This window comes from Mucilaginibacter flavus, from assembly GCF_030409315.1.
GTDB classification, from domain to species: domain Bacteria; phylum Bacteroidota; class Bacteroidia; order Sphingobacteriales; family Sphingobacteriaceae; genus Mucilaginibacter; species Mucilaginibacter flavus.
Genome location: NZ_JAUFPS010000012.1, coordinates 124,964 through 147,198, shown reverse-complemented (window position 1 = coordinate 147,198; position 22,235 = coordinate 124,964). Strand labels below are relative to the sequence as shown.

Genomic DNA, 22,235 nt, shown 5'->3' with positions numbered 1-22,235 from the left:
AGCGGATAGCCTGGGCCGCAGGCAACGGCAAAAAAGATCAGTTATATTTGTATTCTTGTTGCCACTTGAACTGAGTTAGTGATGATTATAGCAGGTTTGCCATTGTACATAACTGCCTTCCCCGAAAAATGACCAATTCCTTCTTTCCATAGACTCAATTCACGGTTAACTTTTTCACCTTTTAGTATAACTATCATAACGTGATTGGGATAGCGATCACCTATATATAGCAGCTTGAGTGATTTGTTGATAATCTTGTAGCCTGCAATGGTATCCTTTATATAAACATCATCGCCAATGTGATTTATTATTTCTTTTGATGTCAGAGCAGGCTCTTCTGGGTTCATTCGCAACAATAATTGGTCGGCCTGCGTTTGTTGCGCCATGCTTTTAGTGGCAAATAACATCAAAAAGAAAAACAATGGAAGGTAGTGTTTCATTATATAAATATACATCGAAACATTTAAAAATATCCCCTTATCCCAAAACAAACACTGTACCCGGGCTGTCATTACAAAGCCTTTTTGTATTTTTACCGCTCAATTTTATTATGGAAAATAAACCCATAGCCCGCAAGCTTCGCTTACTATCGCAACTCATGGAATTGCATGAGGTTAACCCTTTTAAAATTAAATCAATAGCTAACGCCGCTTTTAAGGTTGATAAACTGTCTTTCCCTATTGCCGGCAAAACTCTGGAGCAGTTAGAGAAAGTTGATGGCATTGGCAAAAGTATTGCCGGTAAAATCATCGAACTTTTTGAAACCGGCACCATGGCCGAAATGGAGGAGCTATTGGCCCAAACTCCCGAGGGTGTTGTAGAGATGATGGGTATTAAGGGTATTGGTCCTAAAAAAGTAGCCATTATCTGGAAAGAACTGGCTATCGAAAATATAGGCGAACTCTACTATGCCTGCAACGAAAACAGGCTGATTGAGGCTAAAGGTTTCGGCTTGAAAACCCAGGAGGAGATTAGGAAGGCCATTGAATTTAGAATGGCCAGCAATGGTAAATTCCTGTTTGCCCAGGTAGAGAAGGAAGCCAATGAGTTGATGGATGAGATCAAGGCGGTATTTCCCGGCGCGTTAAAACATTTCGCGGGCGAGTTTAGGCGACTGAACGATATTATCACCGAAATTGTGATTGTGATTGGTAGTATCGATAGGCAAATTGCTTACGATACCTTTCTTACTTCAAAAATTTTACAAAACGTTGCCCAGAAAGAAAATCACATTTCGGGCGAGTTGAGTAATGGGTTACTGGTAGATATTATATGTGTAAGCAAGGATAACTATTATAAAGAGTTATTCATGAACACCGGTACCGACGATCATGTGCAGGCCGTGCTTGCCCGAATTACCGAAAATATAGAGCAGCCCGAAACGGAGGAAATGATATACACCAAAGCTGGTTTGGCCTGGATGCAGCCCGAACTACGCGAGGGAACCACATTTATTGAAAAGGCCGAAAGAAATGAATTGCCAACGCTCATTAACTGGCACGATTTGAAGGGCAGCCTACACAACCACAGTACCTGGAGCGACGGCGTGAATACGCTGGAAGAAATGGCGCTGTACTGTAAGGATACCCTGAAACTGGAGTACCTGGGCATGTGCGACCATAGCAAGAGCGCTTTTTATGCCAAAGGACTTACTATTGAACGCGTATTGCAGCAGCACGAAGAAATTGACAGCCTGAATAAAAAGCTAAACGACTTCCATATATTTAAAGGTATAGAATCGGACATATTATACGACGGCAGTCTGGATTATCCGGATGAAATCCTGGCTAAGTTTGATTTTATAGTAGCATCGGTACACTCCATTCTTAAAATGGATGAGGCTAAAGCAACTTCGAGGCTGATAACCGCTATTGAAAATCCATATACTACTATTTTAGGCCATCCAACAGGCAGGTTATTGCTAAGCCGCAAAGGTTACCCTATTGATTATAAAAAGGTTATTGATGCCTGTGCTGCCAACAACGTGGTGATTGAGATAAATGCCAATCCACTAAGGCTTGATCTTGATTGGCGCTGGCACCAATATGCATTAGATAAGGGAGTTATGCTATCCATAAATCCCGATGCGCACAGGGTAGAGGGACATTTAGATATGCATTACGGTATTTTAGCCGCCCGCAAAGGCGGCGTATATAAAGAAATGTGCTTAAACGCGTTATCCTTAGCAGAAATTACCAAAGTATTTGAGAAAAAACGGGTAGGCCGGTAGGCCGGCGACTTTGGGACTTTTGGACTATGAGACTTTTGGGACTATGGGACTTTTGGACAAATGACTCTAAGACTAATGACAACGCAGCGAAATGACCAATGACTGCGAAGCAAGTGAACTAATGAACATACTAAGAGATAAGATACATACTATACAGGCAGCAGCTACCAAACCATCTATTTTGGTTATTGGCGATTTAATGCTTGACCATTATATTATAGGTGGCGCTACGCGGCTTTCGCCAGAGGCGCCGGTGCCTATTGTTAATGTTAAAAAGGAAACCTATACCCTTGGCGGCGCGGGTAACGTGGTGCAAAACCTGGTAGCTTTGGGGGCTGGCGTAACAGTGGCCGGTGTTATTGGTGATGATGCGGCGGCAACCCAGGTTATTGATATTTTGAGTGGCGAAGGTGTTGCTGTTGATACTATAATAAAAGATGATAGCAGGCCTACTACGGTTAAAACCCGTGTTTTGGCGGGCAGCCATCAGTTGGTAAGGGTTGATAGGGAGGTAACGGACGAGGTTTCTGTTGCTATAGAGGATGAATTGCTTGGTAAACTGGAAGCTCAAATTGAGCAGGCCGATATGGTGGTTCTGTCTGATTATAATAAAGGATTGTTTTCGCCATCATTAACGCAGCGTGTTATCAAGCAAGCCAATAAATATGGCAAAAAGGTAGTTATTGACCCTAAAGGGTTAAACTATGAAAAGTATAAAGGCGCATTTATTATTAAGCCAAATCGTAAAGAATTGATAGAGGCTGCCAAGGTAGAAAAAGCCAATTCAATTGAAAGTTTGCAACAAGCGGCCAAGGTTATATTTGAACAAACTAATACCGATTACCTGGTCATCACGCTATCCGAAGAAGGGATGTTGATCATCGATGAATTGGCTTACAAGTTATTGCCGGTAAAAGCCACTGAGGTATTTGATGTTACCGGTGCCGGCGATACGGTATTAGCAGCTATGGTTTATTTTATGGCCGCAGGTTTAAATATTGAAGAAGCCTGTGAGATTGCCAACCACGCTGCTGCAATAGTAATAAGGCAAGTGGGCAGCGCATCGGCTACAATTGATGAGATCATAGCCGATATGGAGAAAAGCTAACGCTTTTGGACTTTTGGGACTATGGGATTTTTGGACAAGGGACTGAATGCTGTATACGGAAACTGAAAATATAATACTTACAACTAAATAATGGTTTTAAAGGAACTACAGGATCATCAAAACACGATACAACTGGTTATTGATACGCTTACCGGCGATATTGAAAAGGCTTGTGAAATGATGATTGATACATTAAAAAAGGGCAACAAAGTATTGTTTGCAGGCAACGGTGGCAGTGCTGCCGATGCACAACACCTGGCGGCCGAACTAACCGGCAGGTATGTAAAAGAGCGAAAGGCTTTCCCGGGTATCGCCTTAACGGTTGATACTTCGGCACTTACCGCTATTGCTAATGATTACCATTTTGATAGGGTTTTTGCACGCCAGGTGGAGGCTTTTGCCAAACCGGGCGACTTGTTTATAGGCATTTCTACAAGTGGCAATAGCCAAAGTATTTTAAATGCTTTTGAAACTGCTACCCGGCTTGGTTGTAAAACATTAGGGCTTTCGGGCAGGGATGGCGGCAAAATGAACGGTATTTGCGATTTAAATATTATTATACCATCAAACGCTACCGCGCGTATCCAGGAAATGCATATATTGATAGGACATATTATGTGCCAGGCAGTTGATAATATGTTTGAATAATTGAACAGTGATGAGAATTAATCTTGAAGCAACGCTCACCGGTAAGATATGCGATTTGCCTTCGCTTAAAGCCAAAGTACAGGAATGGCAAACCGAAGGCAAAAAAGTAGTTTTTACCAATGGGGTGTTTGATCTTTTACATATCGGCCACATCACTTACCTGGCTAAGGCCGCCGAGCTTGGCGATAAACTGATCATCGGCCTTAACGCCGATAGTTCGGTTAAAAGGATTAAAGGTGATGACCGGCCGGTTAATGATCAAAGTAGTCGTGCTGCGATATTGGCAGCCATGTTTTTTGTAGATGCTATTGTTGTTTTTGAAGAAGATACCCCACTTAACCTGATCAGTAATTTATTGCCCGATTACCTGGTAAAAGGCGCCGATTACTCGGTAGATAACATAGTTGGAGCTAAAGAAGTGATAGCCAATGGCGGCAAGGTAAAAACAATTAATTTTGTGGAAGGGTATTCATCTACCTCAATCATTAACAAAATCAGGAGTCAAACTACCTGATAGGGCAGCAATATGAAGATACTGGTGATCCGCTTTAGCTCGATGGGCGATATTATTTATACCACGCCTGTTGTAAGGTGCCTAAAAAAACAGGTGCCCAATGCCGAAGTTCACTTTTTAACCAAACCAGCCTTTAAATATATCTACGATAATAACCCTTATGTGGATAAGCTACTGCTGCTAAAACCTACTCTAAAAGAAACCATTGATGAAATAAAAGCGGAAGGTTACGATCACATTGTTGATTTGCACAATAACCTGCGTACCGCCATCATTAAATTGCGCACCGGCATCCCATCGGGTACTTATAAAAAGCAGCCTATCAAAAAATGGCTAAGCTTAAAATTTAAATTGAAGCTGATAGCCCCAACACACCTGGTTGACAGGTACCTGGAGGCAACCAAATCGTTGGGTGTTGTTAACGATGGCCAACCTATTGATTATTATGTTAAAGCAGAGCATCAGCTTAGTAAATTACTACCTCCATCGCACCAAAAAACATATGTTGCCTTTATAATAGGCGCAACGCATTTTACCAAACGAATGCCTAATGAACGCATCATTAGTTTGTGTCGCGAAGTTAAAACGCCGGTGGTGCTGTTGGGAGGTAATGATGTTAAAGCCAATGGCGATGAGATAGTTGCTGCGCTTGGCGATGTAATTTATAATGCCTGCGGAGTAACATCGCTCGATGAATCAGTTTTCCTGGTATCTAAAGCGCAAAGTATTATTGGTTTCGACACCGGCCTTACCCATATTGCCGAAGCTTTTAACAGGCCAATTGTATCTGTATGGGGCGGTACCGTGCCCGAATTATTAGGCGTACAGCCGTATATGGTTAAAGACGTGTTGGTTGCAGGTATTGATCTGGACTGCCGCCCGTGTTCTAAATTTGGGTTAGAAAAATGCCCGCTCGGTCATTTTAAATGTATGAATGATATGCCGCTTGATGGTATTGTTGAGTTTGTGAATAAGTAATGTTCCATATTTTATACATTTGGGTCCCCAATATCCTAAACTCATGAAAAAACTATTACTTTCCCTGTTATTAATAGCTTCGTCTACAGTTGTTTTTGCGCAATTACCCAGTATCGGCGTAAAAGGAGGTGTTAATTTTGCAACAATTAGTGGCTCCGGAACAGAAAACCAAACCGTGGCCGGGACTAATAATATTGCCAATTCCGGGTCGATAAAATCATTTAACATTGGTGTTTTTATGGATGTAAAAATGGGGCATTTATCACTGCAGCCGGGTGTTAATTTTACAGGCAAAGGCGGAACATTTAATGGTGTTACCGGGCAGCTTCCTAATGGCTCTGTTAGTGCGGTAGATAATAAGTATAACCTGTACTATGTACAGGTACCGGTAAATGTGCTATATCATGTTCCTTTTGCGGTTGGCGAGTTTTATCTCGGCGCTGGTCCGTATGTTGGTTTGGGCGTGTATGGTAAGCATAAACAATCTGCCGATAATAATGCTAATGGTACGCATACCTACTTTTCATCGGATGATAAGATAAAGTTTGGCGATACTGAAGATATTAAACCCTACGATTTAGGCGGAAGTGCCATTGCCGGTATCACGTTAAAAGGTGGGCTGCTTTTAAACCTTAATTATGATCTGGGCTTATCAAATATATTGCCCGATGCCGATGGCCGGAATTTTAAAACCCGCACTTTTGGGATATCTGTAGGTTTTGTTTATTAAAATGCTGTTTAAATTGTTTCATGTAGAGACGCAATATTTTGCGTCTCCTGCTGTACAGAGGGAATTTGTTTCATAATTTGCGTCGCCGATTTGCACGTTAAAGACGCAAAATATTGCGTCTCTACACGATAATAAATAGATGTGATTTGGGGGGGAAACAAAAACTTCCCGTTGGTCTTAGTTTAAAATACACTTTTAAGTATTCATGAACCTATGAAAAAGCTACTGCTCATTCGCCATGCCAAAGCAACCCACGAAAGTGATTATGCCGATTTTGACCGTCCGTTAAAAGATTCGGGTAAAGAAGATGCTAAAATGATGGCGGAGGTTATAAAGGGGCAATCCATTATTCCGCAGGTTATTATAACCAGCCCGGCATTACGTACGCAAGCCACAGCCAATATTTTTGCTCAACAGCTGGAGCTGGCAACGCCTGGTACCGATAAACGCATTTACGAAGCCAGCGAGATAACCTGGGTAAAGGTGATCAACGAATTGCCCGCGGCATATGATTTTATTGCTGTAGTTGGGCATAATCCCGGCATTAGTCAAATTTTGTACTATTTAACCGGCCAGATTCGTGATATGCCTACTTGTGCTGTAGCCCTCATTACTTTTGATAATGATGATTGGCAATCAATTACAGAAGAAGACGGTCACCTGGCTTTTTTTGATTCGCCAAAGGGGTAGGAGAGGTTAAGCTATCTGCATTGGGATAAGGTATCTCCTTCATGATGCTGATATCCCGTGATTGATTTCTACCATATCTTAATAGCCACACAATTCCCGCGGTAGCGTATAAGCATAAAATAGCTATTGGTAATTTGCCAACTTCGTGGGTAAAACCATCATGATTCATAAATATACTTATCAAAGAAATTCCCATGCCACCACCAAAAAAGTAGGCGGTAGTAGTCATGCTTGAGCCTATCCCAACGTGTGCAGCGGGTACCTGTTGTATGGCCAATACCGAAAAACTGGTAAAACAAATGGTCATTCCCAGCCCCGAAATGAAGGCGGCAGCACAAAGCAATAAGGTAAGATTATCATATTCTACGGCTGCAAACAGGGTAAGTCCGCCGGCCAGCATACAAAACATGCCCAATAAAGCACAGCCAACTACTTTGAGTTTTGCCAGAATTCCCGGTAACATAAACCGTGCTACCAATGCGGAAAGCAGACTATAGGGTACCAATAACAATCCCGATTTCGCGGCGCTGAAGTGCATATCTTGTTGCAGTATAATAGAAATTAAAAACAAATAGCTGGTAAAAAAAGCCCCTAAAGCTATAAATGCGCCATTACCTGCGGATAAAGAACGAATGCCGAATAATGTTGGCTCTATTAACGGTTCTTTTCTATGGTATATCCGGTATCGGACTATGAATATGCAAACCACCATTATTGCGGCTAAGCCAGGCAATATCAGCTTGTTTTGTGCCAGGTTGGGCAGTAAATGGATAATGAATGACAGTATCACCAGGCCGGCAACTAATAATAAGCCCGAAAGAATATCCGGTTTTTGAGTTTGAAGTTTATTTTCTTTCTCTAATAAAATTGCTGCCAGCACAATTACTACTACAAGCACCGGCACGTTGATAAAAAACACCCATTGCCAGCCCCAATAACTGGAGATGAGTCCACCAATGGAAAGACCACCACCCGAGCCGATTGCCGCGAAGGAACTGAAGATACCAATGGCTTTGCCGCGTTCATGGGTTTCCGTAAAGTAGTAATTGACAATGGCAAAGGCCGATGGCATTACAAAAGCAGCGGCCAGCCCCTGTATAGCCCTAAATAAAAGTAATATTTCAAATGAGCCGGCAAGACCGGCACCCAATGACGTGATCAGGAATAAGGAACACCCCGCCAGGAAAATCTTTTTGCGACCGAAAACGTCAGATAGTTTACCGCCTATAATCAAAAAGCCACCATAAAACAGCACGTATAGGGTTTGCAACCATTGTACTTTATCGCCTGTGAGTGAAAACGTTTTTTGTATCGATGGAACAGCCAGGTTGATGATGGCGATATCCAAAGCCTCCACAAAAATCCCCATCGATGCGATAATTAAAATGATGTTCTTTTTTGACATAACTTTTTACATTGTTCTTGCAAAGTTACCTAATATGTAATTTTGTATTATTTATATTTTTATTTTGGAACAGATTGTAATATAGGTTATATTTAAAAGAACGAAACGTAATATAGATTGATTTATGGAGCTGTTAACAGAACAACAGGAAGTGCAATTTACAGGATTAGATAAAAAGGATTTTGAAATACTGGCCCTATTGCAAACCAACGCTAAGCTAACAGTAAGGGAAATTGCCGCCAAAGTGCACCTCAGTTCTACACCCACCCACGAGCGCATTAAACGGATGGAACAACAGGGCGTAATATTGCAATACGGAGCTTTGTTGGATAATAGAAAGGTAAACAAGGGTATCATGGTTATTTGCCATGTATCGCTCAAAGAGCATAATAAAAAAGCAGCCGGTCAGTTTTTAAGTGTCGTGGTTGATTTTAAGGAAGTAATTGAATGCTATAATATCTCCGGCGATTTTGATTTTATGCTTAAGATAATTTCTACCTCAATGGAAAGTTTTCACAAATTCTTTGTTAACCAGTTAAGCGAAGTCCCCAACATAGGCCAAACCAAAAGCATTTTTGTAATGGATGTCATTAAGCAAACGCATGTGTTAATATAATGCTAATCTCCTGCGAGCTTTTATCTAACTCTTCCGCGAGCTTTCAGCTCGTGGGTACCATGGTTGCAGCTTTCAGCTGCCCTACAATAACATAAGCTGAAAGTTTATGTCATAATAGCTGCCGTATTTTTAATATGAAATGTTAATTTACGTAAGCTAAAAGCTTACCCCAGGTTTACCCACGAGTTACGCTACGCTAACCTCGCGGGAGTTTTTTTAGGTAGCAAACAAAAAAAGCTACCCTAAAAAGGCAGCTCTTCTTTACTAAATATAAACAAAACTTACTTAATCACAATGTCATAAGGCAAACGTGCCTGCGGGGTGCGCATCATTTGGGTTAAGCCTTTTAGTTGTTCGTAAACGCGGTAGTTATCACCCAGCTCCGACCGCATCATTTTAACCTTCATTTGGTTGGTTACATCACCATCCAGCTGTTTTAAGAAGCTTTTCTGCTCGGGATAGGCTACTATATTATAATTTTTTACCTTGGCTTTTTTTGCAGCACAGGCAATAGCGTCATTGATATTCCCTAAACGGTCAACCAATCCAATTTTTATGGCCTGGCTACCTGTCCATACGCGACCCTGGCCAATGCTGTTGATATATTCCTGGGTTTTACCACGCCCGGCTGCTACCGCTTTGGTAAACTCGTCATATCCATGATTTACATTGTTTTGCAAAATGGCCCGCTCTTCGGGGCTTAATGGGCGACTTACATTGCCCAAATCTGCATATTTACCTGTTTTTACACCATCAAACGTTACGCCTAACTTATCATTAAACAATTTTTGCATGTTGGGCAGTATGGCAAAAATACCTATTGAACCGGTAATGGTATTTGGCTCAGCAAAAATCGAATCGGCCGCGCAGCTGATATAGTAACCGCCAGACGCCGCGTAATCGCCCATGGATACGATGATAGGCTTTACTTTTTTAGTTAAAGCTACCTCGCGCCAAATCACGTCTGATGCTAATGAACTGCCACCTGGTGAGTTTACACGTAACACAACCGCTTTTACTTTATTATCTAAACGTACCTTGCGGATAGCTTTTGAAATTCTTTCAGATCCTATACTGTTATCATCGCCTTCACCGCCAGAAATCTCGCCATTAGCGTATACAATAGCTATCTGTTTTTTTGATGAAGCATCATCATCGGTATTATCGGCTTTGTTTTTGGTGTAGTCGTCCAAATCAACACTAACCACGTTGGCAGTTTTGCCGATGCCTGTACGTTGTTTCAATTCGTCAAGAATTTCATCTTTATATTTCAAGCCGTCAATCAGTTTTAACTTCACAGCGTCCTCCGGAAATTGAACGCGGCCGCTATTGGCATAATTAAATAACGAATCTTTATTAATACCGCGGCTTTTGCTGATGCCGGTTAAAAATTGATCATATAACGACCCTAAGTAGGAGGTAACCTGCAAGCGGTTAGGATCGCTCATTTTGGTAAGGAAAAAAGGCTCAACAGCGCTTTTGTAGGTGCCTACTTTTATAACCTGAACTTCAACGCCCAATTTATCAAGCGCGCCCTTCAGGAAAGTAACCTGCTGGCTAAAGCCCGTAAATTCAAAAATGCCTTTAGGGTTCATATACACTTTATCGGCAACGGATGCCAGGTAATAAAAGCCCTGGGTATAAACTTCAGAATAAGCTATTACAAACTTGCCCGATTTTTTAAAATCGATGAGCGCGTTACGAATTTCTTCGGTAGTAGCCTGGCCCGATGTCATGTAGCTTTCGTCAAGGAAAATACCTTTGATGTTGGAGTCGGTTTTAGCTTTTTTAATGTTGGCCAAAATATCGTTAAGTCCGGTTGATTTATCGCTGTTTAACCCTAAAAAGCTCAGTCCGGCAAGCGGGTTATTGGGTGTACGTTCGGTAATGGGATTAGTGAAAGCCATGTGCAGTACGGAGTTGGCTTCAACATCAACGGTTTTATCGCTACTTGCCGAAACCACAATGCCAACAACCACAACAACAAGGATCACCCCAATTAATAATACACCTAACATGGAGGCCAGAACGAATTTGAAGAATTGTTTCATTAATATTATAAATCTTTTTATCTATGCAAACTTAGTGATTCAGCACCGTATAATGTTAAGAGCCGCTTCTATAATATTTGTTACAACATGATTAATGTTTTTTTACTTTTAGGGAGTAACCTTGGCGACAGGCACGCGTTTATGCAACAGGCAATTGCGCATATCGAAACTGATATAGCCCCGGTTTTACAGGTATCTGCCATTTACGAAACACAATCATGGGGCAAAAAGGATGCACCCGATTATTTGAACCAGGTAGTATTGTTGCAAACCGACTTACCGGCGCAAACTATACTTCAAAAAATACTGGCAATTGAATTATTGTTAGGCCGCAGGCGCGAGGAAAAGTGGGGATCGCGCACTATTGATATCGATATTTTGTTTTATGGGGACGATATTATCGATGAGCCGGATTTAAAGGTTCCGCATCCCGAAATGCATAAAAGGAGGTTTACTTTAGAGCCTTTGGTTGAGTTAGCACCTGATTTTGTACATCCGTTAATAAAAAAAAATATTTTACTGTTAAAAACCGAACTTATTGACGAGTTGGTCGTAAAAAAAGTATAATTTTGAATAATTATAAATTTCTATATGTCAGATATTTCACCCGAGCAAGACTTTGATCTTTCCTTCTTATATGAGATTGCCGATGGCAGCGACGAATTTATTGTTGAATCGATAGGGATGTTCCTGGAGCAGACTCCCCAGTTACTTAGCACCATCAGTAACGCGCTTGATGCCGGTGAGTGGGCCGAAGCCGGTAAGGCATCGCATAAATTAAAACCCAACCTTGGTTTTTTTGGTATGCCTATAAGCCAGGCTACTATACAAGAGGTAGAATTGGCATGTAAAGCAGGCGGCGAAAACCCAACACAAATATTCGCGAAGTTTGCGCAGGTAAAATCAACTGTTGAGGCCAACCTGATCACCTTACAACAAATTAAAGCCGAAAAAGAAGCAAGCCTTTAGTTTTAAGGTAAAAGGGTAAAGGCGAAAGGTTTGCCTTGAGTTTAAAGATATTGTAGGTCGTGTCGAAAGATGCGACCTTTTTTGTTAGACGCATCCGCACATAAAATCTTGAATAAAGGTGTAAAAGAAAAGGCCATCCAAATGGATAGCCTTTTTATATTTTATATCACCCCAAAAAAAACCTTTTGCCTTTACCCTAAAACCGTTAGTTCTCTTTCTGATGACCACTCATAATAGGATCGCTGCCTATCCTGGTTTGAATTAAGGATAGCGTGATATAGATAAATATCACCACCGGTACTGCTACAAATTTGAAAAACAGGATGAGTATTGCAGAAAAAAGGAGCAATAAATAGCGAAAAAAGTTTTTATTAAAGTCGCGGTTTTTGAACTTAAGCGACATTAATGGAATTTCTGATACCAGTAGCGTACACATCACAATAATTAATGCTGTTAGCGTGTAGGGGTTTAAAATAAACCTCGCCAAAACTTCGTACTGTTCAACTATTAAAGGCAACGATGCAATGAAGATAGCATTAGCCGGCGTTGGTAAACCTATAAAACTATCAGATTGACGGGTGTCGTTATTAAACTTAGCTAATCGTAATGCCGAAAATACGGTTATAGAAAAGGCCAGGTAGTTCAGGTACTCACTTACGTGGTTTATTTGAGGAGCTTTCAACAGCAACTCATATAATATAGCCGATGGCAAAAAGCCAAAACTCACCATATCTGCCAACGAATCCAGGTCTTTACCTATAAAAGAGTAGGAGTTAAGTACACGTGATGCGAAGCCATCAAAAAAATCGAAAATAGCCGCTAAAAAAATAGCGTATGATGATATCAATAAATTACCCTGAAACGCAAAGACAATACCAATACAACCACTGAACAGGTTTGCACAGGTTATGGCATTCGGCAGGTGTTTTCTAACTCGTCTCCTCATTTCGGGCATGAAGTTATCAAGATTTTATTAAGTAATAATGAAGTTACAAATAATATTAACATTAAATATAACTTCATTATCACCAAAATATTACGAATTCATCGAGATCAGGAATTCTTCGTTGGTTTTTGTACCGCGGATCTGGGCTTGTAAAAACTCCATAGATTCTTGTGAGTTCATATCAGCCAGGTGGTTACGTAAAATCCAGATGCGTTGCAGGGTTTCACGATCAAGCAATAAATCGTCACGACGGGTGCTTGAAGCGGTGATATCAATAGCAGGGAAAATACGTTTGTTTGAAAGTTTACGATCCAACTGTAACTCCATGTTACCGGTACCTTTAAACTCTTCAAAAATAACCTCGTCCATTTTTGAACCGGTTTCTGTAAGCGCTGTAGCGATGATAGTTAACGAACCGCCATCCTCAATGTTACGGGCCGCGCCAAAAAAGCGTTTTGGTTTGTGTAAAGCGTTAGCATCAACACCACCAGATAATATTTTGCCGGATGCAGGCGCAACGGTGTTGTAAGCACGGGCTAAACGGGTAATAGAATCTAACAGGATCACCACATCATGACCGCACTCAACCATACGTTTTGCTTTTTCTAACACAATGTTGGCAATTTTTACGTGGCGCTCTGCAGGCTCATCAAATGTTGATGATACTACTTCGGCGCGTACGCTGCGGGCCATATCGGTAACCTCTTCCGGGCGCTCGTCAATCAGTAATATAATAAGGTATACTTCCGGGTGATTTTTAGCGATAGCGTTGGCCACATCCTTTAATAACATGGTTTTACCAGTTTTAGGCTGGGCTACAATTAAACCACGCTGACCTTTACCAATAGGTGAAAACAAATCCATGATACGGGTTGAATAGTTACCCGGATCTGTAAAGAGGCTTAGTTTTTCTGATGGGAAAAGCGGCGTTAAGTGATCAAACGGAACGCGGTCACGCACTTCGGCAGGGATACGGCCGTTAATGGCTTCAACACGTACCAAAGGAAAATATTTTTCGCCCTCTTTTGGCGGACGGATGCTACCGCGAACAGTGTCACCGGTTTTTAAACCAAAAAGTTTTATTTGCGATTGTGATACATAAATATCATCGGGAGACGTAAGGTAGTTATAATCTGATGATCTTAAAAAACCATAACCATCTGGCATAATTTCTAATACGCCTTCGTTTACTATAACATTATCAAAATCAAGGTTGATGGCCGGTTCCTGGCTTTTTTGCTGGTTTTGGTTGTTGTTGCCATTGGCGCGCCTGTCAAATTTTTGAGGGCGGCCTTCAGCTACCGGACTTTCTGTTTTTGGAGCTGCTTCGCCTGGCTGGTTGTCTGATACTTCGGCAGCAACAGGGGCAGGTATATCGTTTTGAGCGTCTTCGTTATTTTGCTGATCATCTTCTTCCTGGTCAAACAGGTTGGTATCATCTAACGGAACTTCAACGCGCGGTTGTGTTTTTGGCTTTAACACGCGTGTACGTTTGCGGGCTTTTTCGGCACCTGCATCTGCGGGTTCTGGTGTAATGGGAGCATAATTTTGTTCAACAATGTTTTGCTGCGCCCTTGCGGCTTCAATCAATTCTTGTTGTTCAACAATACGGGCTATCAGGGGCGCTTTGCGTAGTTCGTCGGCCTCACCAATACCTAAATTTTTTGCAATTTCGCGCAACTCTGATACGAGTTTGTCGTTCAATTCGATTTTATCAGACATGATATGAATTATAGTTCAAAAGGGATTTTTAATATTGTAATTAGTTTTCAAACGGTAACAATGGCACTATATGTATTTGCTTTTTTATACACAGGGGCATTATTATAAGAAATTGATCTTGAAACATTGATTAAATAAACATCAAAACCCAGTCAAAGCATTTACTAATAAATATCGTGGGGATTTAAATTGTTTCTTTAGTGCAAGAAAAATTCAAAGGAAAACGATGCAATTGTAAACAAATATTTCTTTATTTCAAATTAATTAAATAAATATCTGCTTTGTTGTGGCCTTTAAGCTAAATTTTTAGTTTTTTTGACAATCAGAATATTTAATAACGTCTTTCCATGATATCCCGCGCGCAGCTAATAGAGCAGATCAAACAAAAAAAATCCTTTTTATGTGTAGGTCTGGATACTGATATAAATAAGATTCCCGAATTTTTAAAAGAATATCCCGATCCTATTTTTGAGTTTAATAAACGCATTATTGATGCCACTAAAGATTTGTGCGTATCCTATAAGCCCAACGCTGCTTTTTACGAAGCCCGCGGTATAAAAGGCCTGCAAAGCCTTATAGATACCTGGAAATATTTACCAACGGATACCTTAAATATAATAGATGCCAAAAGAGGCGATATTGGTAACACATCTGATAAATACGCCCAGGCCTTTTTTAACGAAGAAGCTTCGGGCATGAGCTTTGACGCTATCACCATTACACCATATATGGGTAACGATAGTGTAACCCCATACCTGGCTTATGAGGATAAATGGGTGATCATTTTGGCCCTAACATCATCTGTAGGCAGTAAAGATTTTCAATACTTGCAAACCGGCGATGGTTATTTATATGAAACCGTAATTAAAAAGGCCAATACCTGGGCCGGTGCAGATAGAATTATGTACGTAGTAGGAGCCACCAAAAGCACCGAGTTTACCAACATTCGTCAATACGCGCCCGATAACTTCCTGTTGGTACCAGGTGTAGGTGCACAAGGTGGTAGCCTGGAAGAAGTATGTAAATACGGTATCACCAAAGATTGCGGCCTTATTGTAAACGCGTCCCGTTCAATCATCTATGCGGGCAACGACGAAAACTTTGCCGAAGCCGCCCGCGCCGAAGCCCTAAGCCTGCAACAACAAATGCAGGCAGAACTGGAAAAGGCAGGGGTGATTTAGTATCAAGTAGTAAGTATCAAGTATCAAGATTTTTTGATGTGCAGATGATGCTTTAATTTGAGTATTTGAAGATTTGAAAATGATTTTTGTCTGAACTGGGATTAAACAGATTTTTCAGATTGGTAGGATTTGATTTGCATGCGATTTCAAAGAATCCTGTTAATCCCTTGATCTTAAAATTCCGGTTCAGAAAAATTCTAAAAATACCGGTTCAGACAATAAAAATCATTTTAATCTGAAAAATCTGTTTAATCCCGGTTCAGACAAATCCCCCTCAAACTATCATCCCTTTGTAAATCCGAAATCGAAATTCCCAAATCCGAAATAAAATAGGGTACTTTTCATAACTTACAGCCTCATAAGTTGACGATATGAAAAGAACCCTACTTTTTTCCATTGCCCTTTTATCTTCAGTTTCTTTTTGTGCCACCGCGCAGGAAAAAAAGCCTTTAAAACCATCAGATATTAACCGGATACCTACCGTGAGCGATCCGCAGCTTTCGCCGGATGGTAAATGGGTGGCTTACAGCGTATCTGAAGTGGACACTGCTAAGGATAAGCGGGTATCGCACCTGTGGATGCAAAGCTGGGATGGTAAAGAGTCATTAGAGTTGACGCATGGTGCCGAGGCCGCGTCGTCGCCAAGATGGTCGCCGGATGGTAAATATCTTTCTTTTGTTTCCTCACGCGATTCAAAAAACGGTGGGCAAATCTGGCTCATCGACCGTAGGGGAGGCGAGGGCGTTAAACTCACCGATATTAAAGGCGATTTGGGCGATTACGCATGGTCGCCCGATAGCAAAAAAATAGTTATGGTGATAGGCGACCCCGAAAACAAAGGAAAGGAAGAGCCAAAAACACCCAAACCAATTGTTATTGACCGCTATCATTTTAAACAGGATATTGAAGGATACCTGCAACACCTGCATCAGCATTTGTACCTGTTTGATTTAGAAACCAAAAAGCTGGATACCTTAACTAAAGGCGATAAAGATGAAGAGTCGCCGGTGTGGTCGCCAGATGGTAAAACCATTGCTTTTGTGAGTAACCGGTCTGCCGATCCTGATAAGAACGAGAACACCGATATTTTTACCATTGATGCCCACCCCAACGCTACTATGTTGCAAATTACCAGCTGGAAGGGACCCGACCGTAACCCGCAGTGGAGCCCCGATGGCAGGTATATAGCTTATTTACGTTCAACCAGCGATGCGGATTATATGATGTATGACGAAAATTTGCTTTGCATCACCGACGTATTAGGCTCTGGCAAAAAGATTTTAACCCAACAGCTTGACCGTCCGGTTGGCGATCCTGTTTGGGCCAAGGACAATAAAAATATTTTCTTTTTAGTGGCCGACGATAGGGAGCGCTACGTAGCCAGCGTAAACATAAACAACGGTAAAATAACTACCATAGCCAAGGGCGAGTACAGCGTTACCGATATAAATGAAAGCCTAAATGGCAGCCTGGTAGTGCAAAAAAGTGATCCTTACACACCGGCGGAGTTATTCGCCCTGGAGGGTAGCAAATTACGCCGCTTAACTTTTCATCAGCAGGCCTGGTTAAATACGGTTAACCTTGCCCATGTGGAGGGCTTTCAATCAACCAGTGTGGATGGTACTTTGGTGAATGGCATTGTGTTAACGCCGGATAGCAACTCAAAAAAACTACCTTTCATTTTGTTTATCCATGGCGGTCCGGTTGGGCAGGATGAGTTTTCTTTTGATGCCACAAGGCAGGTGTTGGCCAGTGCAGGTTTTGCGGTGGCCGCTGTTAATTACAGAGGAAGCACTGGTCGCGGATTGGATTATTGCAAAGCCATTTTTGCCGACTGGGGTAACAAAGAAGTAAAAGACCTGTTAGGCGCTGTTGATCAGCTCGAAAAATTAGGCATAGCCGATCCTAACCGTTTAGGTATTGGAGGCTGGAGCTACGGAGGCATCCTTACCGATTATACCATTGCTACAGATACCCGTTTTAAGGCGGCGGCAAGCGGCGCGGGCAGCGCTTTACAGTTATCTATGTATGGCAGCGACCAATATGCCCTGCAATATGAAAACGAATTAGGCGTACCCTGGAAAAATGCTGATAAATGGATAGCCTTATCGTACCCGTTTTTTCATGCTGATAAAATAAAAACGCCGGTATTGTATATGTCTGGTTTGAAGGATTTTAATGTGCCTACCATTGGTAGCGAACAGATGTACCAGGCGCTACGGTCGCAGGGGATACCAACTGAATTGATCTTATACCCAAATTCATTTCACGGTATCAGCAAGCCGAGTTACCAGGTTGATAGGCTGCAACGCTACGTGGAATGGTATGATAAGTATTTGAAGAAATAGGTAGCCAACCTCACATGAGGTTTTTATTAATTTACTTATAAAGTGTTCCATCATCACCATGAATAAAAATATACTGTTTATCGTTTCTGTTTTCGCTTTTGCGGGAGTATCAGCTCAAACAGCTAAACGACCGCTTAAACCTACCGACGTTAATAATATCCCCACATTGCAAAGCCCTGCCTTATCGCCAGATGGTAAGTGGCTGGTTTATGAGCTATCGGAAGTTGATACTGCAAAAGACAACCGGGTATCGCACCTTTGGATGCAGAGTTTTGATGGTAAGCAATCTATTCAACTTACTTACGGAGATGAGCCTGCATCATCCCCAAAATGGACGCCGGATGGTAAAAATATATCTTTTATCAGCGAACGCGATTCCAAAAACGGGGGCCAGTTTTGGTTGATGGATCGTCGCGGAGGCGAAGGGCATAAGCTAACCGATATTAAAAAAGGCGAGCTGGAAGATTACGCGTGGTCGCCGGATACAAAAAAACTGGTTTTGGTTATTAAAGATCCTGAGCATGATGGTAAGGAGCCTAAAACCATCCCACCCATAAAAATAGATCGTTACCATTTTAAACAGGACATTGAAGGCTACTTGCAGCACCGGCATTCGCATTTGTACTTGTACGATGTTGAGAGCAAAAAACTGGATACCTTAACCAGTGGTGATAGGGATGATGATTCGCCGATATGGAGCCCGGATGGTAAAACGATAGCCTTTGTGAGTAACCATACCATCGACCCGGATAAAAACGAAAACACCGATATTTTTACGGTTGAGGCAAAGGACGACGGCGAGATTAAACAGTTGACCACATTTACCGGCCATGATATTCAGCCGCTTTGGAGCCCCGATGGCAAACACATTGCCTATCTGCGCTCCACCAGCGATGCCAATTATTACATCTATCAGCACGATTTATTGTGTATAATGGATGCCGACGGCAAAAATAACCGGGTACTTACAGAAGCACTTGACAGACCGGTAAGTAACCACGCATGGAGTCGGGATAGCAAAAATATTGTATACCTGGTAAGTAACGACCGTGTGAGGTATGTAGCGCAATACAATCTGCTGCTAAAAAAATCAACTACGGTTTATAAAGGCGAATGTAGCTTTGAAAGTTTGATAGGAAGTACCCCCGGCGTATGGATAGCCAAAATGACCACCCCGTACATGCCGCATGAACTGGTAGCTATCGAAGCCGGAAAAATAAGGCGACTTACTTTTCACCAGGATAAATGGTTAAGTAAGGTTAAGCTGGCTTATGTGAAAGGCTTCCAGTCGTTTAGTGCCGATGGTACGCTGGTATCGGGTATCTTGTATACGCCGGATAGCGTGGTAACTAAAAAGATGCCTTTCATCCTGTATATCCATGGCGGTCCGACAGATCAGGACGAGTTTGAGTTTGATATGATTCGCCAAACACTGGCTTCGGAGGGCTATGCGGTAGCCGCGGTTAATTATCGCGGCAGCACAGGCCGCGGGTTGGAGTATACCAAAGCTATTTATGCCGATTGGGGCAACAAAGAAGTACAGGATCTTTTAGGCGCGGTTGACGAGATGATTAAATTTGGCGTAGCCGACCGCGACCACCTTGGCATAGGTGGCTGGAGCTATGGCGGTATTTTAACAGACTATACCATAGCCACAGATCCTCGTTTTAAAGCAGCTTCGAGCGGCGCGGGCAGTGCTTTTCAGCTGGGTGTTTACGGCAGCGATCAATGGGTTGTTCAATATGATAACGAACTGGGCTTCCCTTGGAAAAACCCTGAAAAGTACATCAAACTTTCGTACCCATTTTTTCATGCCGATAAAATCAAAACCCCAACCCAGTTCATGTCGGGCTTAAAGGATTTTAACGTACCTACGGGCGGGGGCGAGCAAATGTACCAGGCGCTTAAATCGCAGGGCGTACCTACACAAATGGTGCTTTATCCCGGTCAGTTTCATGGCATTACCGTGCCAAGTTACCAGGTGGATAGATTACAGCGCTATATTGAATGGTATGATAAGTATTTGAAATAGCATTGGTAAGCTATCATGTAGAAATAATGAAGAAATTCTTTTGCAACAATACTTTTGCACAAAAACTTATTTTTTATTTTGATGTTTGCTTCTAAATATCAAAGGTGTGCTGAATAAAAAACGGAATATATTTAAGGAAATGCAGGTGCTGTTTATAGCATGCTGCTATCTTTTTGTAGGTGTTTCGCACATTTTTTTACTTCCAAGACTTACCGGGCAAACCGGTACGCCGTCCATCAGCCATAACTCTATCTTTAAAAGAAATTCAGATAATCCTTCGCTTAGCGCTGTACATCTTAATTTTATTCAACGTACAGATAAAGTAGTGATCAATGATAAAAAATCGGCGATTGATTTGCTTAGGGCGGTTATCACCAGTTTTATCCTCGTTTTTTTTGCTTTACAGGTTTGGAAACTAAAACCATGGCAATACCTCTTTAATGTTCCGATTGATGATGGTCGGTACGCATACCTCTCCCTCTGCTCTTTCCGGATTTGATTTTTCCTGTTTAAAAATGTTAAGTCATAAGCCTAAGTGCTTGTGCAATATCAATTTTTAATCATTTACCGGCTTACGCGACGATTTTACGCGTCTTACTATTTCATCAATAAATAGTTACGCGGATTAAAGCCCGATTTTCCGGTATTACAATTCCCGAAAGTTCTTATGCAAAATTTAAAAAGAAGCATATTGGCGGTAGTAGCCCTGTTTACTGCTGTAAATGCTTTTGCACAACAAAATAATCCGCCTGTTACGCTCAAAACCCTGCTTAACCAGGTTAACGCCAATGCGCCGGTATTAATAACAGATTCCGCAGCAATAGGCATCCGCAAAGCTCAGGCCGCCGAAACCCGAAGCAGTTGGTTACCCAACTTAAAATTAAATTACCAGGCCGATATTGGTACCAATAATAATGTGGCCGGTCCGTATTTTGGTTTTGGTATCATCCCGTCCGATTCAAGGGGCGTACGTACCCAAAGTAATACCACGGCCGTATCAGCCAATGTGGGTATCGCCGCGTTGGATTGGGAGGTTTACAATTTTGGCGCTTATGGTGCCCAAAACAAAGTTGCCAATTCCGATATACAGGTTGAGCAAAACCAATTTGCCAATTCAAAATACCAGTTACAGGCCTATGCCATTGGTAATTATTTGCAATTGTTAAGGCTGCAAAATTTCCTCAACATCCAGGCCCGCAATATTCAGCGCAATGTCGAGATCCGCCGGTCGGTGCAATCGCTTGCCAAAAGCGGTGTAAGGGCCGGTGTAGATACCAGCATTGCCGAAGCCGAACTGTCAAAAGCCCGCTTAAACTATATTGAACTGGCCAACCAGGTAAAGCAAACACAATTGCAGCTATCGGCCATTAGTGGGTTACCCTATCAATCTATAGTGCCCGATACGGCATCAGATCAGGAATTGATTGGCCAGCCGTCCATCGTGCAAACATTAAGCGCCGATACGGCTACACATCCATTGATCAACTATTACCAATCGGTTTACCAGAATAGTTTGCAGCGCGAGGATATGGTGAAAAAAAGCTATAACCCCAAAATTATGTTAGAGGCCGCCGCTTGGGGCCGTGGTTCAAGCGTAGATGCTAATGATCATTTCAATAGCTTATCTACAGGCTGGGGGTTTGACAGGAGCAATTACCTGGTAGGGATAGGCATATCCTACAACCTGTTTGATTTGCGCCGCCGGCAATTAAAGCTTCGCACGCAAAGGGCGACCACGAATTACAACGCCCGCAAGCTGCAGGAACAAAAGCAATTACTATCTGTAAATGCTAACCAGGCCGATGTGGAAATGCAGACCGCTCAGCAGCGCCTGTTAGAAATTCCAAACCAGTTAAAGGCCGCCAATGATGGTTACCGGCAAAAGCTGTCGCTGTACAAAAACGGATTAACAGATATTATTGAGCTAAATGCAGCCCTTAATATCCTGTATCGTGCCGAAACCGATTATGCGCAGGCAAAATTTGCCTACTCCAGCGCATTGTTCCAAAAAGCAGTTACCGATAACCAGGTAAATGCAGTTTTAAACCTTTTAAAATAACGTAATAT

Annotated in this window: 20 protein-coding genes; 15 read left to right on the top strand and 5 right to left on the bottom strand. The window is 42.0% G+C overall.

Features of this window, described 5'->3' with window-relative positions; all coding sequences use genetic code 11:
* Window positions 1-41: 41 nt before the first annotated feature.
* A complete protein-coding gene (locus tag QWZ17_RS03310; protein WP_290303497.1) occupies window positions 42-440 on the bottom strand; it encodes a hypothetical protein in 399 nt (132 codons plus the stop codon).
* Window positions 441-550: 110 nt separating this feature from the next.
* Here QWZ17_RS03310 and QWZ17_RS03305 point away from each other — a divergent pair, with 110 nt between their 5' ends.
* From QWZ17_RS03305 to QWZ17_RS03275, 7 genes are all read left to right on the top strand, one after another.
* Window positions 551-2,230, top strand: coding sequence for a DNA polymerase/3'-5' exonuclease PolX (locus tag QWZ17_RS03305; protein WP_290303496.1), 1,680 nt, complete (start codon window positions 551-553; stop codon window positions 2,228-2,230).
* Between the two features lie 121 nt (window positions 2,231-2,351).
* The gene (gene rfaE1 / locus QWZ17_RS03300) at window positions 2,352-3,338 is read left to right on the top strand and encodes a D-glycero-beta-D-manno-heptose-7-phosphate kinase (RefSeq protein ID WP_290303495.1); all 987 of its coding nucleotides are present in this window, start codon (window positions 2,352-2,354) and stop codon (window positions 3,336-3,338) included.
* A 90-nt stretch (window positions 3,339-3,428) separates the two neighbouring features.
* A complete protein-coding gene (gene gmhA / locus QWZ17_RS03295; protein WP_290303493.1) occupies window positions 3,429-3,986 on the top strand; it encodes a D-sedoheptulose 7-phosphate isomerase in 558 nt (185 codons plus the stop codon).
* A 10-nt stretch (window positions 3,987-3,996) separates the two neighbouring features.
* Window positions 3,997-4,500, top strand: coding sequence for a D-glycero-beta-D-manno-heptose 1-phosphate adenylyltransferase (gene rfaE2 / locus QWZ17_RS03290; protein WP_290303491.1), 504 nt, complete (start codon window positions 3,997-3,999; stop codon window positions 4,498-4,500).
* Between the two features lie 12 nt (window positions 4,501-4,512).
* Window positions 4,513-5,478: a glycosyltransferase family 9 protein gene (locus QWZ17_RS03285; RefSeq protein ID WP_290303489.1), complete on the top strand. Its 966-nt coding sequence runs from the start codon at window positions 4,513-4,515 to the stop codon at window positions 5,476-5,478.
* A gap of 43 nt (window positions 5,479-5,521) precedes the next feature.
* Window positions 5,522-6,208, top strand: a complete 687-nt coding sequence (locus tag QWZ17_RS03280; RefSeq protein ID WP_290303488.1) for a porin family protein — start codon at window positions 5,522-5,524, stop codon at window positions 6,206-6,208.
* 213 nt (window positions 6,209-6,421) lie between these two features.
* Window positions 6,422-6,898, top strand: a complete 477-nt coding sequence (locus QWZ17_RS03275) for a SixA phosphatase family protein (RefSeq protein ID WP_290303486.1) — start codon at window positions 6,422-6,424, stop codon at window positions 6,896-6,898.
* Here the strand turns inward: QWZ17_RS03275 and QWZ17_RS03270 are convergent.
* Window positions 6,849-8,303, bottom strand: a complete 1,455-nt coding sequence (locus tag QWZ17_RS03270) for an MFS transporter (RefSeq protein ID WP_290303485.1) — start codon at window positions 8,301-8,303, stop codon at window positions 6,849-6,851. The two genes, QWZ17_RS03275 and QWZ17_RS03270, sit on opposite strands and share 50 nt — an antisense overlap.
* A 124-nt stretch (window positions 8,304-8,427) precedes the next feature.
* Between QWZ17_RS03270 and QWZ17_RS03265 the strand changes: the two genes are divergently transcribed.
* The gene (locus QWZ17_RS03265; protein WP_290303484.1) at window positions 8,428-8,919 is read left to right on the top strand and encodes an Lrp/AsnC family transcriptional regulator; all 492 of its coding nucleotides are present in this window, start codon (window positions 8,428-8,430) and stop codon (window positions 8,917-8,919) included.
* A 281-nt stretch (window positions 8,920-9,200) separates the two neighbouring features.
* Here the strand turns inward: QWZ17_RS03265 and sppA are convergent, their stop codons facing one another.
* On the bottom strand, window positions 9,201-10,970 hold the full coding sequence (gene sppA / locus QWZ17_RS03260) for a signal peptide peptidase SppA (RefSeq protein ID WP_290303483.1): 1,770 nt from the start codon (window positions 10,968-10,970) through the stop codon (window positions 9,201-9,203).
* Window positions 10,971-11,057: 87 nt separating this feature from the next.
* Here sppA and folK point away from each other — a divergent pair, with 87 nt between their 5' ends.
* Both folK and QWZ17_RS03250 read left to right on the top strand, forming a co-directional pair.
* Window positions 11,058-11,537: a 2-amino-4-hydroxy-6-hydroxymethyldihydropteridine diphosphokinase gene (gene folK / locus QWZ17_RS03255; protein WP_290303482.1), complete on the top strand. Its 480-nt coding sequence runs from the start codon at window positions 11,058-11,060 to the stop codon at window positions 11,535-11,537.
* 24 nt (window positions 11,538-11,561) lie between these two features.
* Window positions 11,562-11,939 (top strand): Hpt domain-containing protein, encoded by a 378-nt coding sequence (locus tag QWZ17_RS03250; RefSeq protein ID WP_290303481.1) that lies wholly within the window; start codon window positions 11,562-11,564, stop codon window positions 11,937-11,939.
* Window positions 11,940-12,144: 205 nt separating this feature from the next.
* On the opposite strand, the gene QWZ17_RS03245 is transcribed toward QWZ17_RS03250, so the two are convergent.
* Window positions 12,145-12,885: a CDP-alcohol phosphatidyltransferase family protein gene (locus QWZ17_RS03245; RefSeq protein WP_290303480.1), complete on the bottom strand. Its 741-nt coding sequence runs from the start codon at window positions 12,883-12,885 to the stop codon at window positions 12,145-12,147.
* A 90-nt stretch (window positions 12,886-12,975) separates the two neighbouring features.
* On the bottom strand, window positions 12,976-14,607 hold the full coding sequence (gene rho, locus QWZ17_RS03240) for a transcription termination factor Rho (RefSeq protein ID WP_290303479.1): 1,632 nt from the start codon (window positions 14,605-14,607) through the stop codon (window positions 12,976-12,978).
* A gap of 350 nt (window positions 14,608-14,957) precedes the next feature.
* On the opposite strand from rho, the gene pyrF reads away from it, so the two are divergent.
* The 5 genes from pyrF (at window position 14,958) to QWZ17_RS03215 (ending at window position 22,227) form a co-directional block, all read left to right on the top strand.
* The gene (pyrF, locus tag QWZ17_RS03235; protein ID WP_290303766.1) at window positions 14,958-15,788 is read left to right on the top strand and encodes an orotidine-5'-phosphate decarboxylase; all 831 of its coding nucleotides are present in this window, start codon (window positions 14,958-14,960) and stop codon (window positions 15,786-15,788) included.
* A gap of 371 nt (window positions 15,789-16,159) precedes the next feature.
* Window positions 16,160-18,136: a S9 family peptidase gene (locus QWZ17_RS03230; protein ID WP_290303478.1), complete on the top strand. Its 1,977-nt coding sequence runs from the start codon at window positions 16,160-16,162 to the stop codon at window positions 18,134-18,136.
* A 58-nt stretch (window positions 18,137-18,194) separates the two neighbouring features.
* Window positions 18,195-20,168, top strand: coding sequence for a S9 family peptidase (locus QWZ17_RS03225; protein WP_290303477.1), 1,974 nt, complete (start codon window positions 18,195-18,197; stop codon window positions 20,166-20,168).
* A 106-nt stretch (window positions 20,169-20,274) separates the two neighbouring features.
* Window positions 20,275-20,667 carry a hypothetical protein gene (locus tag QWZ17_RS03220; protein ID WP_290303476.1) on the top strand — a complete coding sequence of 131 codons (393 nt, stop codon included), beginning with the start codon at window positions 20,275-20,277 and terminating at the stop codon, window positions 20,665-20,667.
* Window positions 20,668-20,835: 168 nt separating this feature from the next.
* Window positions 20,836-22,227 carry a TolC family protein gene (locus QWZ17_RS03215; RefSeq protein WP_290303475.1) on the top strand — a complete coding sequence of 464 codons (1,392 nt, stop codon included), beginning with the start codon at window positions 20,836-20,838 and terminating at the stop codon, window positions 22,225-22,227.
* The last annotated feature ends 8 nt before the right edge of the window (window positions 22,228-22,235 follow it).

What these genes read in the sequence shown, in the direction of transcription:
- QWZ17_RS03310 (WP_290303497.1), bottom strand. Translation starts at nt 440, where the DNA reads ATGAAACACTACCTTCCATTGTTTTTCTTTTTGATGTTATTTGCCACT.
- QWZ17_RS03305 (WP_290303496.1), top strand. Translation starts at nt 551, where the DNA reads ATGGAAAATAAACCCATAGCCCGCAAGCTTCGCTTACTATCGCAACTC.
- rfaE1 (WP_290303495.1), top strand. Translation starts at nt 2,352, where the DNA reads ATGAACATACTAAGAGATAAGATACATACTATACAGGCAGCAGCTACC.
- gmhA (WP_290303493.1), top strand. Translation starts at nt 3,429, where the DNA reads ATGGTTTTAAAGGAACTACAGGATCATCAAAACACGATACAACTGGTT.
- rfaE2 (WP_290303491.1), top strand. Translation starts at nt 3,997, where the DNA reads ATGAGAATTAATCTTGAAGCAACGCTCACCGGTAAGATATGCGATTTG.
- QWZ17_RS03285 (WP_290303489.1), top strand. Translation starts at nt 4,513, where the DNA reads ATGAAGATACTGGTGATCCGCTTTAGCTCGATGGGCGATATTATTTAT.
- QWZ17_RS03280 (WP_290303488.1), top strand. Translation starts at nt 5,522, where the DNA reads ATGAAAAAACTATTACTTTCCCTGTTATTAATAGCTTCGTCTACAGTT.
- QWZ17_RS03275 (WP_290303486.1), top strand. Translation starts at nt 6,422, where the DNA reads ATGAAAAAGCTACTGCTCATTCGCCATGCCAAAGCAACCCACGAAAGT.
- QWZ17_RS03270 (WP_290303485.1), bottom strand. Translation starts at nt 8,303, where the DNA reads ATGTCAAAAAAGAACATCATTTTAATTATCGCATCGATGGGGATTTTT.
- QWZ17_RS03265 (WP_290303484.1), top strand. Translation starts at nt 8,428, where the DNA reads ATGGAGCTGTTAACAGAACAACAGGAAGTGCAATTTACAGGATTAGAT.
- sppA (WP_290303483.1), bottom strand. Translation starts at nt 10,970, where the DNA reads ATGAAACAATTCTTCAAATTCGTTCTGGCCTCCATGTTAGGTGTATTA.
- folK (WP_290303482.1), top strand. Translation starts at nt 11,058, where the DNA reads ATGATTAATGTTTTTTTACTTTTAGGGAGTAACCTTGGCGACAGGCAC.
- QWZ17_RS03250 (WP_290303481.1), top strand. Translation starts at nt 11,562, where the DNA reads ATGTCAGATATTTCACCCGAGCAAGACTTTGATCTTTCCTTCTTATAT.
- QWZ17_RS03245 (WP_290303480.1), bottom strand. Translation starts at nt 12,885, where the DNA reads ATGAGGAGACGAGTTAGAAAACACCTGCCGAATGCCATAACCTGTGCA.
- rho (WP_290303479.1), bottom strand. Translation starts at nt 14,607, where the DNA reads ATGTCTGATAAAATCGAATTGAACGACAAACTCGTATCAGAGTTGCGC.
- QWZ17_RS03230 (WP_290303478.1), top strand. Translation starts at nt 16,160, where the DNA reads ATGAAAAGAACCCTACTTTTTTCCATTGCCCTTTTATCTTCAGTTTCT.
- QWZ17_RS03225 (WP_290303477.1), top strand. Translation starts at nt 18,195, where the DNA reads ATGAATAAAAATATACTGTTTATCGTTTCTGTTTTCGCTTTTGCGGGA.
- QWZ17_RS03215 (WP_290303475.1), top strand. Translation starts at nt 20,836, where the DNA reads ATGCAAAATTTAAAAAGAAGCATATTGGCGGTAGTAGCCCTGTTTACT.